At 69.6% G+C, this 13,576-nt stretch carries 15 protein-coding genes; 8 read left to right on the top strand and 7 right to left on the bottom strand.

All coding sequences use genetic code 11. The features are described 5' to 3' along the window. Positions 1 to 139: 139 nt before the first annotated feature. Together ACWEKS_RS18925 and ACWEKS_RS18920 are read left to right on the top strand one after the other, a co-directional pair. Positions 140 to 706 carry a lipoprotein LpqH gene (locus tag ACWEKS_RS18925; RefSeq protein ID WP_452341287.1) on the top strand — a complete coding sequence of 189 codons (567 nt, stop codon included), beginning with the start codon at positions 140 to 142 and terminating at the stop codon, positions 704 to 706. A 105-nt stretch (positions 707 to 811) separates the two neighbouring features. Then, positions 812 to 1,600: a hypothetical protein gene (locus ACWEKS_RS18920; RefSeq protein ID WP_452341286.1), complete on the top strand. Its 789-nt coding sequence runs from the start codon at positions 812 to 814 to the stop codon at positions 1,598 to 1,600. An 83-nt stretch (positions 1,601 to 1,683) separates the two neighbouring features. Here the strand turns inward: ACWEKS_RS18920 and ACWEKS_RS18915 are convergent, their stop codons facing one another. Continuing rightward, complete coding sequence (locus ACWEKS_RS18915; RefSeq protein WP_452341285.1) at positions 1,684 to 2,250, bottom strand: YbhB/YbcL family Raf kinase inhibitor-like protein; 567 nt, start codon at positions 2,248 to 2,250, stop codon at positions 1,684 to 1,686. 28 nt (positions 2,251 to 2,278) lie between these two features. Beyond that, positions 2,279 to 3,148, bottom strand: a complete 870-nt coding sequence (locus tag ACWEKS_RS18910; protein WP_452341284.1) for an alpha/beta hydrolase family esterase — start codon at positions 3,146 to 3,148, stop codon at positions 2,279 to 2,281. A gap of 278 nt (positions 3,149 to 3,426) precedes the next feature. On the opposite strand from ACWEKS_RS18910, the gene ACWEKS_RS18905 reads away from it, so the two are divergent. Further along, positions 3,427 to 4,251, top strand: coding sequence for an SAM-dependent methyltransferase (locus tag ACWEKS_RS18905; RefSeq protein ID WP_452341283.1), 825 nt, complete (start codon positions 3,427 to 3,429; stop codon positions 4,249 to 4,251). A gap of 115 nt (positions 4,252 to 4,366) precedes the next feature. Here ACWEKS_RS18905 and ACWEKS_RS18900 read toward each other — a convergent pair whose 3' ends face one another. Together ACWEKS_RS18900 and ACWEKS_RS18895 are read right to left on the bottom strand one after the other, a co-directional pair. Next, positions 4,367 to 5,185, bottom strand: a complete 819-nt coding sequence (locus ACWEKS_RS18900) for a GNAT family N-acetyltransferase (protein WP_452341282.1) — start codon at positions 5,183 to 5,185, stop codon at positions 4,367 to 4,369. 174 nt (positions 5,186 to 5,359) lie between these two features. Next, on the bottom strand, positions 5,360 to 6,187 hold the full coding sequence (locus ACWEKS_RS18895; RefSeq protein WP_452341281.1) for a helix-turn-helix domain-containing protein: 828 nt from the start codon (positions 6,185 to 6,187) through the stop codon (positions 5,360 to 5,362). Between the two features lie 162 nt (positions 6,188 to 6,349). Here ACWEKS_RS18895 and ACWEKS_RS18890 point away from each other — a divergent pair, with 162 nt between their 5' ends. Then, on the top strand, positions 6,350 to 6,784 hold the full coding sequence (locus tag ACWEKS_RS18890) for a DoxX family protein (RefSeq protein WP_452341280.1): 435 nt from the start codon (positions 6,350 to 6,352) through the stop codon (positions 6,782 to 6,784). Positions 6,785 to 6,802: 18 nt separating this feature from the next. On the opposite strand, the gene ACWEKS_RS18885 is transcribed toward ACWEKS_RS18890, so the two are convergent. Continuing rightward, positions 6,803 to 7,792, bottom strand: a complete 990-nt coding sequence (locus ACWEKS_RS18885) for a cyclase family protein (protein WP_452341279.1) — start codon at positions 7,790 to 7,792, stop codon at positions 6,803 to 6,805. Between the two features lie 90 nt (positions 7,793 to 7,882). Between ACWEKS_RS18885 and ACWEKS_RS18880 the strand changes: the two genes are divergently transcribed. From ACWEKS_RS18880 to ACWEKS_RS18865, 4 genes are all read left to right on the top strand, one after another. Then, the gene (locus tag ACWEKS_RS18880) at positions 7,883 to 8,317 is read left to right on the top strand and encodes a T6SS immunity protein Tdi1 domain-containing protein (protein WP_354835595.1); all 435 of its coding nucleotides are present in this window, start codon (positions 7,883 to 7,885) and stop codon (positions 8,315 to 8,317) included. Positions 8,318 to 8,362: 45 nt separating this feature from the next. After that, complete coding sequence (locus ACWEKS_RS18875) at positions 8,363 to 9,532, top strand: alpha/beta hydrolase family protein (RefSeq protein WP_452341278.1); 1,170 nt, start codon at positions 8,363 to 8,365, stop codon at positions 9,530 to 9,532. 75 nt (positions 9,533 to 9,607) lie between these two features. Beyond that, on the top strand, positions 9,608 to 9,955 hold the full coding sequence (locus ACWEKS_RS18870; protein WP_452341277.1) for a DoxX family protein: 348 nt from the start codon (positions 9,608 to 9,610) through the stop codon (positions 9,953 to 9,955). A 26-nt stretch (positions 9,956 to 9,981) separates the two neighbouring features. Continuing rightward, complete coding sequence (locus ACWEKS_RS18865) at positions 9,982 to 10,374, top strand: nitroreductase/quinone reductase family protein (protein ID WP_452341276.1); 393 nt, start codon at positions 9,982 to 9,984, stop codon at positions 10,372 to 10,374. Between the two features lie 9 nt (positions 10,375 to 10,383). On the opposite strand, the gene hutU is transcribed toward ACWEKS_RS18865, so the two are convergent. Together hutU and hutH are read right to left on the bottom strand one after the other, a co-directional pair. Further along, a complete protein-coding gene (gene hutU, locus ACWEKS_RS18860) occupies positions 10,384 to 12,033 on the bottom strand; it encodes a urocanate hydratase (protein WP_452341275.1) in 1,650 nt (549 codons plus the stop codon). Continuing rightward, entirely contained in the window at positions 12,030 to 13,574 is a 1,545-nt protein-coding gene (gene hutH, locus ACWEKS_RS18855; protein ID WP_452341274.1) for a histidine ammonia-lyase, read from the bottom strand. The genes hutU and hutH overlap by 4 nt, the downstream gene beginning before the upstream one ends. Positions 13,575 to 13,576: the final 2 nt, after the last annotated feature.

The raw sequence follows: 13,576 nt of genomic DNA, 5'->3' as shown, positions 1-13,576 counted from the left end.
TCGTCGCATTCGCCCAGGTTAGCCCAGTTCCACCGCCTTTCGCGTGCCGGAAGTTGGGATCGGTAGGCCGGGTGCCGATTTCTACGGTTCTGGCATCGGTTCCACCACGGAGCCAACATCACGAGAACGAGGAATGACCATGAACTCCAAGCCCGTCCGCCTGACCACCGCCGTCCTCGCCGCCACCGCCGCGGCGGCCCTGCTGGTCACCGGTTGCTCCAGCAACTCGAGCAGCTCCAAGTCCACCCCGACCACCGCCCCCGCGGCCACCTCCGCCGCGGCCACCTCGGCCCCGGGCTCCGCGGCCCCCGCCGGGGGCGCGTCCTCGGCCTCGGTCGACGGCAAGGCGATCACCGCCAAGTTCGAGACCACCTGCGCCAAGCAGGGCGGCAATCTGGCGCTGGCACTGACCGACAGCGGCAACTCCACCTACGGCACGCTCGGCGCGAGCGCCACCATCACCGGCGACACCACCGTGCAGGCGGTCGGCATCACCGGAACCAAGGGCGGCGACAACGGCCAGCCCTACGCGCTCGGCTTCGGCAACGGCATGCCGGGCGGCAACGCCAAGGTGACCAAGAGCGGCAACACCTACACCGTCACCGGCGAGGGCGTCGGCACCCCCGATCTGTCCAACCCGATGGCCGGCCCGAAGACCGAGAAGTTCGAGATCGTCTTCGCCTGCAGCACCATCGTCGGCGGCTGAGCCGGTCCGTCCACCGGCCCCCGACGCGGGGGCCCTGTTCTCCCCGCTCGTGCCACCGGGCATGAGCGGGCTCTTCCTCCCCCACGTCTCCGATCCGGAAAGCTCATGAAGAACCAAATCCGCTACGCAGCACTCGCTCTCGGCGTCCTGGCCATCGGCTACTACCTGTGGCACGGCCTCACCTCCGACAGCGTCTTCGGCTGGGTCGGCCCGCAGATGGCCCTGCCGATCATCGCCCTGACCATCGTCCCCATCGCCTTCGCCTTCACCGGCGACGGCATCATGTCGGCCTTCACCGGCAACAACAGCTCCCAGTTCCGCAATGGCCTGGTGGGTCTGGGCACCGTCGAGGGTGTCCGCCAGACCGGCGTCTACCTCAACGAGCAGCCGCAGGTGCGCATCGACTTCCGGGTCGAGGGCGCCGACGGCAAGGTCTTCGCCTCGCACGCCAAGATGATCGTGCCGCTGACCCAGCTGGCGCTGTTGCGGCCCGGCGTGGTGCTGCCAGTCCGCTACCTGCCCGACCGGCTCGAGAAGGTCGAGGTGGACATGTCCGGAGATACCTCCGCGGCGCAGGAGGCCATGAACGCGGCCAACATCCGCAAGGGCTTCACCACCCCCGCCAAGCTCGATATCGCCCGGCGCGGGATCGCGGCCCAGGCCGTGGTGCGGTCGCTGTCGGTGCCCGGGGAGATCCGCGACGGCCACTCGCGACTGGATCTGGTGCTGGTGGTCACCCGCCCGGACGGCAGCGCCTTCGAGACACGTACCGAGAAGTTCCTGCCCCCGGCGGCGGTCTCGATGGTCCAGGTCGGCCGCGTGGTGAACGTCCACTACCTGCCCGAGAACGAGCAGGAGGTGGTGCTGTCGCTACCGGTCAACACCGCCAACTGACAGTGGTATCGGAAAAGAACAGAGCCGCAGGCCTATCGGGCCGCGGCTCTTCGTCATTCCCAGGGGGTCTTTGCCGTATCCCGTCAGGGACGTTCGTAGAAGCCGTCGATACGGCCCCGGGCGTGCGCCCTGGCAGCGGCGAGTACCGCTCGCGCCTTGGCCGATTCAGGAGCGCCGCCGCCGGGGATGGCGACCGGCTCCGTCAGCGCGAAGACCTGGAAGACGTACCGGTGCGGCCCGTGCCCCGGGACCGGACCCGGACCCACGTATCCGCGCCCCCAGCTCGAGCGCAGCACCTCGACACCGTCGACGGTGCTGTCGGAAGCCAGTGCGCCACTGGGCAGTTCGCCGACCTTCGGATCGAGCAGTGCGAGCGCGTGCACGAACGGACCGCCGAACGGCGCGTCCTGATCCTCCACCACCAGCAGCAGCTGCGCGGTGCCCGCGGGGACTCCCGACCAGGCCAGTGCGGGCGACAGGTCCTGTCCCCCGACCCGTTTCATGGCGTGCCGGATATCGAGCGCCGCCTCGTGCTCGAAATCCGTGCTGGTCACCTCGAAGACGTCGCCCACTGCCAGATTCGGCCGGCACCAGGCCAGGTCCTCGGGCGCGGCGCGCCGGTTACGCAGCAGCCTGCCGATGATCGCCATTCCGTTCTCCTTTGGCGGATAGAGCTTTTCAGAGCTTGCGGGCGTCCGCTGACAACAACAGCGGCTCGGCGAAGCGCCAGATCTGCTCGGCGGCATCGAATTCCAGCGACACGGCCGAGCCCGGGCTGCCGGCCCAGGGCTCCGGCACCGGTGTGCCTGGCCAGGTGTGGCCACCGCCGAAGACCGTCCACTCCGATACCACGGTGCCGCCCACGCCCTGGCTCACCGTGGTGCGGGTCGACTGGTCGGTGGTGACGATCTCACCGGGCCCGGCACAACCGTCGAGCTCGCGCCAGTATCGCGCGGATTCCGCCAATCCCTTGGTGCCGCCCCGCGATTCGCCGTTCGGACCGAGATGCCGCGAGTAGCCGCCGGTGATCGGCACCACCGGATCGGCGTCGCCGTTGATGAGCATGGCCGACACCGCGTGCCCGGGCCGGATCCCGGTCAGCGCCTCCGGCAGCCCGCCCGCGACGGCGGCGAAGACCGCCACCCGATCGCCGGCCTCGAGGGCCATCCGATGCGACATGAACGCACCGTTGGAGATGCCGGTGACGACCGCGCGATCGTCCTGGGTGTCGAATTGCGCAGCGCACCAGTCGATCACGGCCCGCAGGAAGGCGACATCGTCCACGCCCGCCTCGTCCGCCGTGGTGACCCCGCGACCGTCGGCCCAACAGCCTTCCCACCCGTCCGGGTAGACGACCCCGATCCCCCACTCGTCGGCGTGCCGGGCGAAGCTGGTCCAGTCGTACATCAGCCGCTCGGTCGCCGCCGGCCCCTGGTTTCCGTGCAGCACCAGCACCAGTGGCGCGTGCTGCCGCCGCGGTGGACGCACCCCGAAGGTCCGGCGCAATCCATCGATACTCAGTTCGCCTTCGACCAGGTCAGCAGCCACGGTCGTCCTTCCTGCCAGGACGGCGCGGCCTGATGTTCCGCGAACCCGAACCCATGGTCACTATGTGCGCCTGTCATGGTAGTTCAAGTCGAATGTCCGGCTGGACGGGATATTCCGGGCTGCGCGGTGGGACCGAATATGCAGATTCGGCTGATTATGGAAGTTGCTTTGGGGCAACATGTTCGGACTACTATACGGGCTGGGTTGCGCTTTGTAGCGTTGGAGGACGCCGGAGGTGCACGACCGGGTCGGGGCGGGCAGCATGGCTGGTGTGGGGCGTGTACATCGACGAAGGAATGGAATTCGACGTGAACGAGACCGGACCGGTGATCCGTACCGATATCCCGCATTCGGCGCGGATCTGGAATTTCTGGATGGGCGGCAAGGACAACTACGAGATCGACCGGGAGGTCGGTGAGCAGAGCCTGAAGATCGATCCCGACATCGCGACCATGGCGGTGCAATCGCGCGAGTTCCTCATCCGCGCGGTCAGCCACCTCGCCCGCGAAGCCGGGATTCGTCAGTTCCTCGATATCGGCACCGGCCTGCCCACGATGCAGAACACCCATGAGGTCGCCCAATCCGTGGCGCCGGCAGCCAAGATCGTCTACGTCGACAACGACCCCCTGGTACTCGCCCACGCGCGCGCGTTGCTGACCGACACCACCGCCGAGGGTGTCACCACCTATATCGAGCGCGACTTCCACGATCCCGAGCAGATCATCGCCGAGGCCCGCACCGTGCTGAACTTCGAGCAGCCCATCGCGGTGATGTTCATGGGGGTGCTCGGGCACGCCCGCACCTACGACGACATGCTGCGGATCGTGCGCACGGTCATGCAGGCAGTACCGTCGGGCAGCTATCTGGTGCTGTGGGACGGCACCACCGACAGTCGGCCGTACGTGGAGTTGTGCGAGGAATACGCCAAATCCGGTGGCGTCCCGTACTACCCACGTACCCAGGAGCAGATCCGGGCAGCCTTCGACGGCCTGTCCTTCGACGAGCCGGGGTTCGTGCGCATCACCGAATGGCGCATCAACCCCGCGCGGATCGGCGAACCCGCCCCGATCGCCGCCTACGGCGGCCTCGCGCACAAGGCGTGACCGTCCTTCGCTCGGAGCCGGAAAGGCAGTCGCAGCCAGCACGATGCGACACATCCGCGACCGGATCGCGGACGTGGCCAGCGTGGTGATCCGATAGAAGAAGGTGACACGACGCTCACTCGAAGGTGTAGTGCGCTTCGTCCGTGACCGCCTCGAATCCGATGGCGCGGTAGATCTTGTTCGAGGTCGGATTGTCGATGTCGGCGTACAGGCAGACCTCGGCCCCGGTCTCGCGCAGCCGCCGGGAAACCTCCGCGACCAGTGCCGAGGCGTAGCCGTGGCCGCGTGCGGCCCGGGGCGTGAAGACCGGCCCGATCCGGACCCAGCCGTTGACCGGGACCTGGTGCGCCGTCAGGGACACCGGTTGTCCGTCGTCCTCCCACAGCCACCAGCGTCCGGCCTCGATGCGGGCGCGGATTCCTTTGTCGTTCATGGCCAGGTGCTTGTCGCCCAGTTCGCGGGCCATCTCGGCGAGCCAGCGCCCGCTGACATCGATATCCGCCGCGGTGGCGGGGCGAGCCCTGCCCGGGGGCACGAGCGGCGGGCGCAGCGGCCCGAGCCGGTACAGCCGCGCACCATGGTCCGCGTGATACGCCCTGCCGCGCAGCGCACTCCACGCCGCCGCGAACGGCCCGGCCAGTGGTTCGGTGCCGTGCACGTCGTCGATCTGCGGCAGGAACTCGGCGAATCGGGTCACCAGGAGCCGCACCGCGTCGATCGGCAACTGCCCCAGCCACACTCCGCGCCCGGCGCTCCGCATGGCAACGCCCACAACGTCATCCGCGTGCACGGACGCGAAATAGGACGGCTCACGGGCGATGGTGAGACCGGCGATCTCATTGGCGAGGACCGTCGACATCACCGTGTGCCGCAAGGGATCACGCCCGAGAAACCCAGCCACCCGCCGCTGGAATTCCACCGGATCGCTCGTCATCTCCACCCGCACCGGCCCAACTTAACGCGACGATCCGAGAGGTCACAGCCGAATCGCCCGGCAATCACAAATTTCCCCGAAACGATCTGTCGTCGTGGCGGCGCCGATGCCCGCACCGTCGGATTCGAACAGCGTGCCGCCGGGGTCGCGGTGATGCTTCGCCTCGGGCCGGATCTATTGCCCGGTGAGATCCAGGCGGAACTGGGTCGGGGTGGTGGCGGTGTTCGCGCGGAAGAACTTGGTGAAGTTGGCGGGGTCGTCGAAGCCGAGGCGGCGGGCGCATTCGGCGGTGGTGACCGGCTCGTGGGCGAGCAGGCGTTTGGCTTCGAGGGTGACGCGGGCGTTCAGGTACTGCTTGGCGGTGGCGCCGATGGCCGATTGCACGGCGCGCGAGAGGGTGCGGGGCGAGTAGCCGAGTTGGGCCGCGTACCAGGCGACTTCGCGGGTTTCGGCGTGGTACCGCTCGGCCAGGCGGGCGAAACGGTCGAAGAGGTCGGTGGGGTCGGGCAGGGCGGGCAGACCCGCGGCCAGCCGGAGCGTCACCGCGCTGAGCAGGTGGTGCAGGATGGCCGCGTTCGGCGGATCGACGGCGTATTCACTGATCAGATGTTCGAAGGCGGAGTCGGTCAGGGGATTCGCGGTCACCACCGGGGGTGTGGCCGGGGACGGCAGATGTCCGAGGGCCGCGGCGGGCACCAGTTCCGAGCGACACAGGATGAGATCGCCCTTCGGCTCGGCGATATCGTCCCAGCGGTGGGTCCAGCCGGGCCGGATCCAGGCGACCGTGTCGGCGGCCAGGTCGTGCGCGACGAAGTCGATGGTCATGCGCCCGCTTCCGGCGGTGCAGCGGGCCAGGACGTGGAAGTCGCCGCGGATCACCTCGTGGCCGGCGGCCACCGGCATCCGGCGCAGCTGGTCGAAGGTCAGCAGTTCGAGACCGGTGGGGGAACCGGCCGTCGGCGCATACTGCAGTGTCCGGATGGGCTGTCCAATTTTGACCATGAGCGGTGCCGAATCTACCGGGCCGGCCCGGGTTTCGGGCCCATACCGCCGAGCCTCGTCCCGACGTCCGGGGTGGTCTGCCATCGTGGATATCCGGAATAAATGGTCGCCGATGATCATTCATGTCCCCGTCAAGATTGATCTCCCCCAGAGGAGTCCGCGATGGCACCGCTCATCGTTCTCGTCGTCGTCTCCGGTCTGGCCCGCCTGGCCGGGTGGCTCGATCTCGCCGATTGGCTGAACTCCTGGCCGCACGCCGCCCGGATCGGCCTGGCCGCCATGTTCGCGCTGACCGCGTCGGCGCACTTCCTCCAGCCCCGCCGTGAGGGCCTGATCGCCATGGTTCCGCCGCGCCTGCCCAATCCGGCGGGCCTGGTGACCCTGACCGGTGTCCTCGAATTGACCGGAGCCATCGGCCTGCTCATCCCGTGGGCGGCGCCCCTGGCAGCCGTCTGCCTGGCCGTCATGCTGGTCTTCCTGTTCCCGGCCAACGTCCGGGCGGCCCGCGCCGACCTCGGCATCAAGTCGATGCCGCTGCCGCTGCGGGGCCTGGTGCAGGTGGTCTTCATCGCCGCCCTGGTGCTGGCGGCGTTCTGAAAGGTGTTCCCGGCCGGTCTATTTGATGGCGATGGGGCTGATCGGGCTCCCCACCGCACCCGGGATCCGCAGGGCGGGCGCGCACAGCAGGAAGTCGTGGACGCCGTCCTCGGCGCAGTCGCGGGCCAGGGCTTCGAGGTCCCAGATCTCGCCGAGCGGCAGCCCCATGTCGCGCAGCGCGAGCATGTGCAGCGGCATCATGACGCCGTCCTCGGGGCGCATGACCTCGACGGCCGGATTGTCCACCGCGACCGCGGCGATATCGTGCTCGTGCAGCCATTCCGCGCAGCGCCAGCTCAGGCCGGGGCTGCCGCCGAACCATTCTGCGGCCCTTCTGGTTTCGAGGAATCGGGTCCACCAGCCGGTGCGCACCAGCAGGATGTCGCCGGGGCGCAGCTCGACGTCCTGCGCGTCCGCCGTCGCCTGCAGGTCCTGCGGCGTGACGACGGTCCCGGCCTCGAGCCGATCCAGGTTGTGGTGCCGGGCCACGTCCAGCAGCACGCCGCGGCCCACCACGCCGCCGCGCTCGGCGACGTGTTCGATGCCGAGCTTGGCGGCGCCGAAGCTGGTGACGGCCGCGGCCGGATAGCCGTTGTAGAGCAGGCCGTCGTAGTACACGTGGGACAGCGCGTCCCACTGCGTGGCCGTCTGCAGCGGCATCATGATGTAGTCGTCGTTGTAGCGCATCGGGCCGGCGGCGTACATGCCCGCCACCTGTGCCTCGTTCCGGCCACCCCAGCCGTCCAGGGCGGTCGCGAGGTCGGCGTCGCCGCCGTCCACGGCCATCAGGTGGATGGGGTTTCGCCGGAAGCCGCTCGAGCCCTGCGGTCCGTACGCGTCGAACGGGATGCCCAGCTGGATGGTGCGGCCCGCGCGCGCCCGGGTGGCGGCAAAGGCGATGCGGTCCGGGGTCAGCAGGTTCAGGGTGCCGAGCTGGTCGTCCTCGCCCCAGCGGCCCCAGTTGCGGACGCGCTCAGCGACTTTGCGCCATTCTTCGGTCACGGGCACCTCCACTACGACGGGTGATTCGATCTTCGTGCGGTACGGCCGGACCTGTCGAGGATCGGTCCCGGTCGCCGGTCTGGTTGGATGGGCGCAGTGACCAGCGTTCCCTTCCGCCTGATCGGCGACCAGCGTATGGACCGGGTGATGCCGGCCTGGGCCGAACACTATCCGCAGTTCGACACGGTGGTCGGTTACTCGGATCTGGGGTGCGCGTTCCTGATGAGCAGCCGGACCGGCGAGTACGGGATCCTCGATCCATACAGCCCCGGCGTGAAGCCGTACGGCGTCTTCACCGAGATCACCGAGTTCGTCAGCCGGGTCCTGTTCGACCCGAACGTCATCACCTATGTCCTCCAGCCGGGGCACGTCGCCGAGATCCGCCGGCGCCTGGGCCCGCTCGCCGACGACGAGGTGTACATCGCCACCCCGTACCCGTTCCTGGGCGGATCGGAGACACCGGACGCGTATCAGAAGGGCGGCGTCTGGGTGTTCTTCGATCTGGTGGCGCAGGCGCACGGGATGGAATGACGGCGGTATGGTCGGGGGGTTGCCCGCCGAAAGGGAGTGATGGCCATGCCGATTCGTCGCAGGTTCGCAGCCGCTGTCCGGCAGGCCGCACTGGCCGCGGGCACGATGAGCGCCTGCGCCGCGCTGACCGCCACCCTGGCCGTGACGGCGGCGCCGGCCACGGCCGACAGCAATGATCTCGGGCGGCTGAGCGGTATCGAATTGCTCAATGGCGCATGGTCTTTCGACAGATCCGCGGAGTCGCTCGGCTTCACCTACACCACCGTCGATCAGCGGGAGAATCCGGCCCGGGCCGGCGCGGCGCTGTATCTGCCGTCCGGGCTGCCGCCGCAGGGTGGCTGGCCGCTGGTGGTGTGGGCGCACGGCACGACCGGGATCGGCAATGACTGCGCGCCCTCGCATCGGCCGCAGTCGGATCGAAATCGCAGCTATTTCAACCAGATTCTGGACCGGGGCTACGCCGTGCTGGCGCCCGACTATCAAGGTCTGGGCACCGGCGGCAATTTCAGCTACTACAGCACCGCGGTCGAGGGCCGCTCCATTCTCGACTCGATCACGGCGGTCCGCGGTCTGCCCGTCCCGCTGTCGGCGCATTGGGCGCTCATCGGCCAGTCCGAGGGCGCGCACGCCGTCATGAGCGCGGCCGCCCTCTATGCCCGGAACCCGGCCGCCGTCAGGGGACTCACCGGCGTGATCGCCACCGGCCTGCGCACGAATCCGGCCAAGAGCCTGCGTGAGATGTTCCGCCGCGGCTCGACCGGCTCCGAGAACCAGGTCGGCTACGCGGGCTACTATCTCGCCGCGCTGGAGGAGCTCGCGCCCGGCACCGTGACCCCGTACCTGTCCGACTTCGGCAGGCAGTACGTGGAAAAGGCCGCCACCGCATGCCTTTCGGATCTGGTGGCCGCCGCCGGGGGCCGCCGCCCCGAGGCGCTCGTCGCCGATCCGGACAACCCCACCCCGACCTTCGAGGCCGACATCAGATCGCTGGTCTCCTATCAGGAGGACCTGGTCCCCGCCGACCTCATGATCGGCTACGGCACCGCCGATATCGACGTCCCCCCGGCCGACACCCCCGCCTACGGTGCCGCCCTCCAGGACCACAACCCCTGGGTGCACGTCACCGTCACGGCCTACCCCGGCAAGGACCACAGCGGCGCGTTCCTCGCCTCCCTGCCCGACGCGCTCTCCTTCCTGCAATCCCACCTCCCCTGACCCCGATGTCACTCCTCGGGCTCCTGCTTCGTCATTCAGGTAAGAGCACAGCAAACCTGAAAGGACGTGGCTCCCATGAACCTCGCCTACCACATCGTCGGTGTCGTCTCGGCCCTCTGGATCGGCTTCTCCGGCTACTCCCTGTTCACCGGGCAGCAGTTCGTCGTGGACCCGCTGATCGACTACGGCGTCCCGCGCACCTGGTGGAACTGGCTGGCCCTGGCCAAATCGGCCGGCGCGCTGGGCCTGGTGGCCGGTTTCTTCCTCCCGCCCCTCGGCATCGCGGCCGCCATCGGCCTGATCCTCTACTTCACCGGGGCCGCGGCCACCACTATCCGCGCCCACTCCTACAAGACCACCCCCTTCCCCCTGCTCTACCTGGCCCCGGCCGCCGCCACGCTGGCCCTGCAACTGGCCCGGTGAGCCGCGGCCGGTGCTAGCGTCGGTCCATGCCGAGCCGACGCGATCTGCAACACGCCATGGTCACGACATTTCAGCGGAGGGTGGGCAACCCGATCCTGGGCCGCCTACCCATCCAAACCCTGCTGGAGACCACCGGCCGGGTCAGCGGCCGCCCCCGCACAACCCCCATCGGCGGCCGCCGCTCCGGCGCGTCCTTCTGGCTGGTCTCCGAATTCGGCACCCGCTCGCAGTACATCCGCAATATCGAAGCCGACCCCCGCGTCCGCCTCCGCCTCCACGGCCGCTGGTACACCGGCACCGCCCACCTCCTGCCCGACGACGACCCCATCGCCCGTCTGCGCACCCTCCCGAAGGCCAACAGCGCAGCCGTCCGAGTGATGGGCACCGACCTCCTGAGTGTCCGCATCGACCTGGATTGAGGCGCCGGATCAGCTCTCCCACAATGGAATTCGAATGTTCTTCGCGCGGGCGACCGATTCCGCCTCCGGGTATCCGGCGTCCACGTGGCGCAGCACGCCCGTGGCCGGGTCGTTGGTGAGGACCCGGTCGATCTTCTGGGCGGCCAGCGGGGTGCCGTCGGCGACCGTGACCTGACCGGCGTGGATGGAGCGGCCGATACCCACGCCGCCGCCGTGGTGGATGGAGACCCAGCTCGCGCCGGACGCGGTATTGACGAGGGCATTGAGCAGCGGCCAGTCCGCGATGGCGTCGGAGCCGTCGGCCATGGCTTCGGTTTCGCGGTACGGCGAGGCGACCGAGCCGCAGTCGAGGTGATCGCGGCCGATCACGATGGGGGCCGCGACCTGACCGCCGGCGACCAGCTCATTGAATCGGAGTCCGGCGGACCGGCGTTCACCGTGGCCGAGCCAGCAGATGCGGGCGGGCAGGCCCTGGAACGCGACCCGGTCCCGCGCCAGGCGGATCCAGCGGGCGAGGGACTCGTTCTCGGGGAAGAGCTCGAGAATGGCGCGGTCGGTGGTGGCGATATCGGCCGGGTCTCCGGACAGGGCGACCCAGCGGAACGGCCCCTTGCCCGCGCAGAACAGGGGCCGGATATAGGCGGGCACGAAGCCCGGGAAGTCGAAGGCGCGCTCGTATCCGGCCAGCTTCGCCTCGCCGCGAATGGAATTGCCGTAGTCGAAGACCTCCGCGCCGCGGTCCAGGAAGCCGACCATGGCGCCGACGTGGATGGCCATGGAATCCCGTGCGCGCCGGGTGAATTCGTCGGGCTTGCGGCCCGCGTAGTCGTCCCAGTCCTCCAGTGCGACACCGATCGGCAGGTAGGTCAGCGGGTCGTGGGCCGAGGTCTGATCGGTGACGATGTCCACCTCGACCTCGCGGCGCAGCAGTTCCGGCAGCACCTCGGCGGCATTGCCGATGAGCCCCACCGACAGTGGCCGCCGTGCGGCCTTGGCGGCGAGCACCCGGGCCAGGGCGTCGCCGATGTCGTCCGCGATCTCGTCCAGGTACCGGGTCTCGACCCGGCGGCGGGCATGCCGCGGATTGCATTCGACGCACAGCGCCACGCCGCCGTTCATGGTGACGGCCAGCGGTTGCGCCCCGCCCATGCCGCCCAGACCCGCGGTGAGCGTGAGGGTTCCGGCCAGGGTGCCGCCGAATCGCTTGGCGGCCACGGCCGCGAAGGTCTCATAGGTGCCCTGCAGGATTCCCTGGGTGCCGATATAGATCCACGACCCGGCGGTCATCTGCCCGTACATGGTCAGCCCGGCCGCCTCCAGGCGGCGGAACTCCGGCCAGTTCGCCCAGTCCGGAACAAGATTCGAGTTGGCGATGAGCACCCGAGGCGCCCACTCGTGGGTGCGCAGCACGCCGACCGGCCTACCGGACTGGACCAGCAGGGTCTCGTCCTCGCGCAGGTCGAGCAGGGTCCGCGCGATGGCGTCGAAGCTGGGCCAGTCCCGGGCCGCCCGGCCGGTCCCGCCGTAGACGACGAGATCCTGTGGCCGCTCGGCCACCTCGGGATCCAGATTGTTGTGCAGCATGCGCCAGGCCGCTTCGGTCGGCCAGGTGCGGGCGGTGAGCGTGGCGCCGCGGGCGGCCCGGACGATTCGCGTCATGACGAAACCCCGCGGTCGAGAAGGTGATCCGCCGCACCCGACCGCACCAGTGCGGCCACGGTGGCGATATCCGGTGCGAGGTGGCGGTCGGGCCCCGGTCCCGGCACCCGTGCTCGCACCAGATCCCGCAGCGCCCCGGTCACCGGAGCGGGCCGCAGAGGTGCGCGGAGGTCCAATGCGCGTGCGGCGGTGAGCAATTCGATGGTGAGCACGGTGGTCAGCCCGTCCACCGCGCGCCGCAGCTTGCGGGCCGCGGTCCAGCCCATGGACGCGTGGTCCTCCTGCATGGCACTGGACGGGATGGAATCCACCGACGCCGGCACCGCAAACCGCTTCAGCTCGGTCACCACCCCGGCCTGGGTGTACTGGGCGATCATGTAGCCGGAGTCCACGCCCGGATCGGCGGCCAGGAATGCGGGCAGCCCGTGTGATCGGTGCACGTCCAGCATGCGGTCGGTGCGGCGTTCGGCCATGCCGGCCACGTCGGCGACCGCGATGGCCAGGAAATCCAGTACGTAGCCGACGGGAGCGCCGTGGAAGTTCCCGTTGGACTCCACCCGGCCGTCGGCGAGCACCACGGGATTGTCGATGGCGGACCGCAATTCGCGTGCGGCGACGGTCTCGGCGTGGTCCAGGGTGTCCCGCGCCGCGCCGTGCACCTGTGGCGCGCACCGCAGCGAATACGCGTCCTGTACCCGCGGGCAGTCCTCGCCCCGGTGACTGGCCACGATCTCGGACCCGGCCAGCGCCGCCAGCATGCGCGCCGCCGACACCGCCTGTCCGGGATGCGGGCGCAGCTCCTGCAGATCCGCCGCGAACACCCGATCGGTGCCCAGCTGCGCCTCCACGCTCATGGCCGCCGTCAGATCGGCCAGGTCGAACAGCCGCCGCAGGTCCTCGATGGCCAGCACCAGCATGCCCAGCATGCCGTCGGTGCCGTTGGTGAGAGCCAGGCCCTCTTTCTCCGCCAAGGTGATCGGCGTCAGTCCGTGCTCGGCCAGCGCGGGCCCGATCGGGCGCGGACCGCCGGGTCCGAGCACCGACCCCTCCCCCATGAGTGCCAGCGCCACCGCCGCCAGCGGTGCCAGGTCACCCGAGCAGCCCAGCGAACCGTATTCCGGCACAACCGGAATCAGCCCGCTGTCCAGCAGTCCGGCCAGCGCCCGCGCGGTCCCGGGCCGCACCCCGGTGTGCCCGGACAGCAGGGTGCGCAAGCGCAGCAGCATCATGGCCCGCACCACCTCCGCCTCCACCGGTGCACCGGCCCCGGCGGCGTGCGAACGAATCAGCGAGCGCTGCAGGTCGGTTCGCCGGGCCGCCGGTATGTGCCGCAGCGCCAGCGCCCCGAACCCGGTGGACACCCCGTAGACCGGCCGGTCGCTGTGTGCCAGCGCGTCGATGTGCTGCCGCACCCGCGCCAGCTCCGCCAGCGCATCCGCGTCCAATTCCACTCGCGCGCCGCGCCGGGCCACCGCCACCACGGCCGCCCGTGTCAGGGGTCCAGCTCCCACCGGCACCCGTTCGGCTCCGATTCGAGTCATGG

Source organism: Nocardia sp. NPDC004711, assembly GCF_053601595.1.
The sequence above is the reverse complement of the archived record's forward strand: the minus strand, read 5'-3'. Positions and strand labels throughout refer to the sequence as shown.

Coding starts and splice junctions, on each gene's coding strand:
- ACWEKS_RS18925 (WP_452341287.1), top strand. CDS start 140: ATGAACTCCAAGCCCGTCCGCCTGACCACCGCCGTCCTCGCCGCCACC.
- ACWEKS_RS18920 (WP_452341286.1), top strand. CDS start 812: ATGAAGAACCAAATCCGCTACGCAGCACTCGCTCTCGGCGTCCTGGCC.
- ACWEKS_RS18915 (WP_452341285.1), bottom strand. CDS start 2,250: ATGGCGATCATCGGCAGGCTGCTGCGTAACCGGCGCGCCGCGCCCGAG.
- ACWEKS_RS18900 (WP_452341282.1), bottom strand. CDS start 5,185: ATGACGAGCGATCCGGTGGAATTCCAGCGGCGGGTGGCTGGGTTTCTC.
- ACWEKS_RS18895 (WP_452341281.1), bottom strand. CDS start 6,187: ATGGTCAAAATTGGACAGCCCATCCGGACACTGCAGTATGCGCCGACG.
- ACWEKS_RS18890 (WP_452341280.1), top strand. CDS start 6,350: ATGGCACCGCTCATCGTTCTCGTCGTCGTCTCCGGTCTGGCCCGCCTG.
- ACWEKS_RS18875 (WP_452341278.1), top strand. CDS start 8,363: ATGCCGATTCGTCGCAGGTTCGCAGCCGCTGTCCGGCAGGCCGCACTG.
- ACWEKS_RS18870 (WP_452341277.1), top strand. CDS start 9,608: ATGAACCTCGCCTACCACATCGTCGGTGTCGTCTCGGCCCTCTGGATC.
- ACWEKS_RS18865 (WP_452341276.1), top strand. CDS start 9,982: ATGCCGAGCCGACGCGATCTGCAACACGCCATGGTCACGACATTTCAG.
- hutU (WP_452341275.1), bottom strand. CDS start 12,033: ATGACGCGAATCGTCCGGGCCGCCCGCGGCGCCACGCTCACCGCCCGC.
- hutH (WP_452341274.1), bottom strand. CDS start 13,574: ATGACTCGAATCGGAGCCGAACGGGTGCCGGTGGGAGCTGGACCCCTG.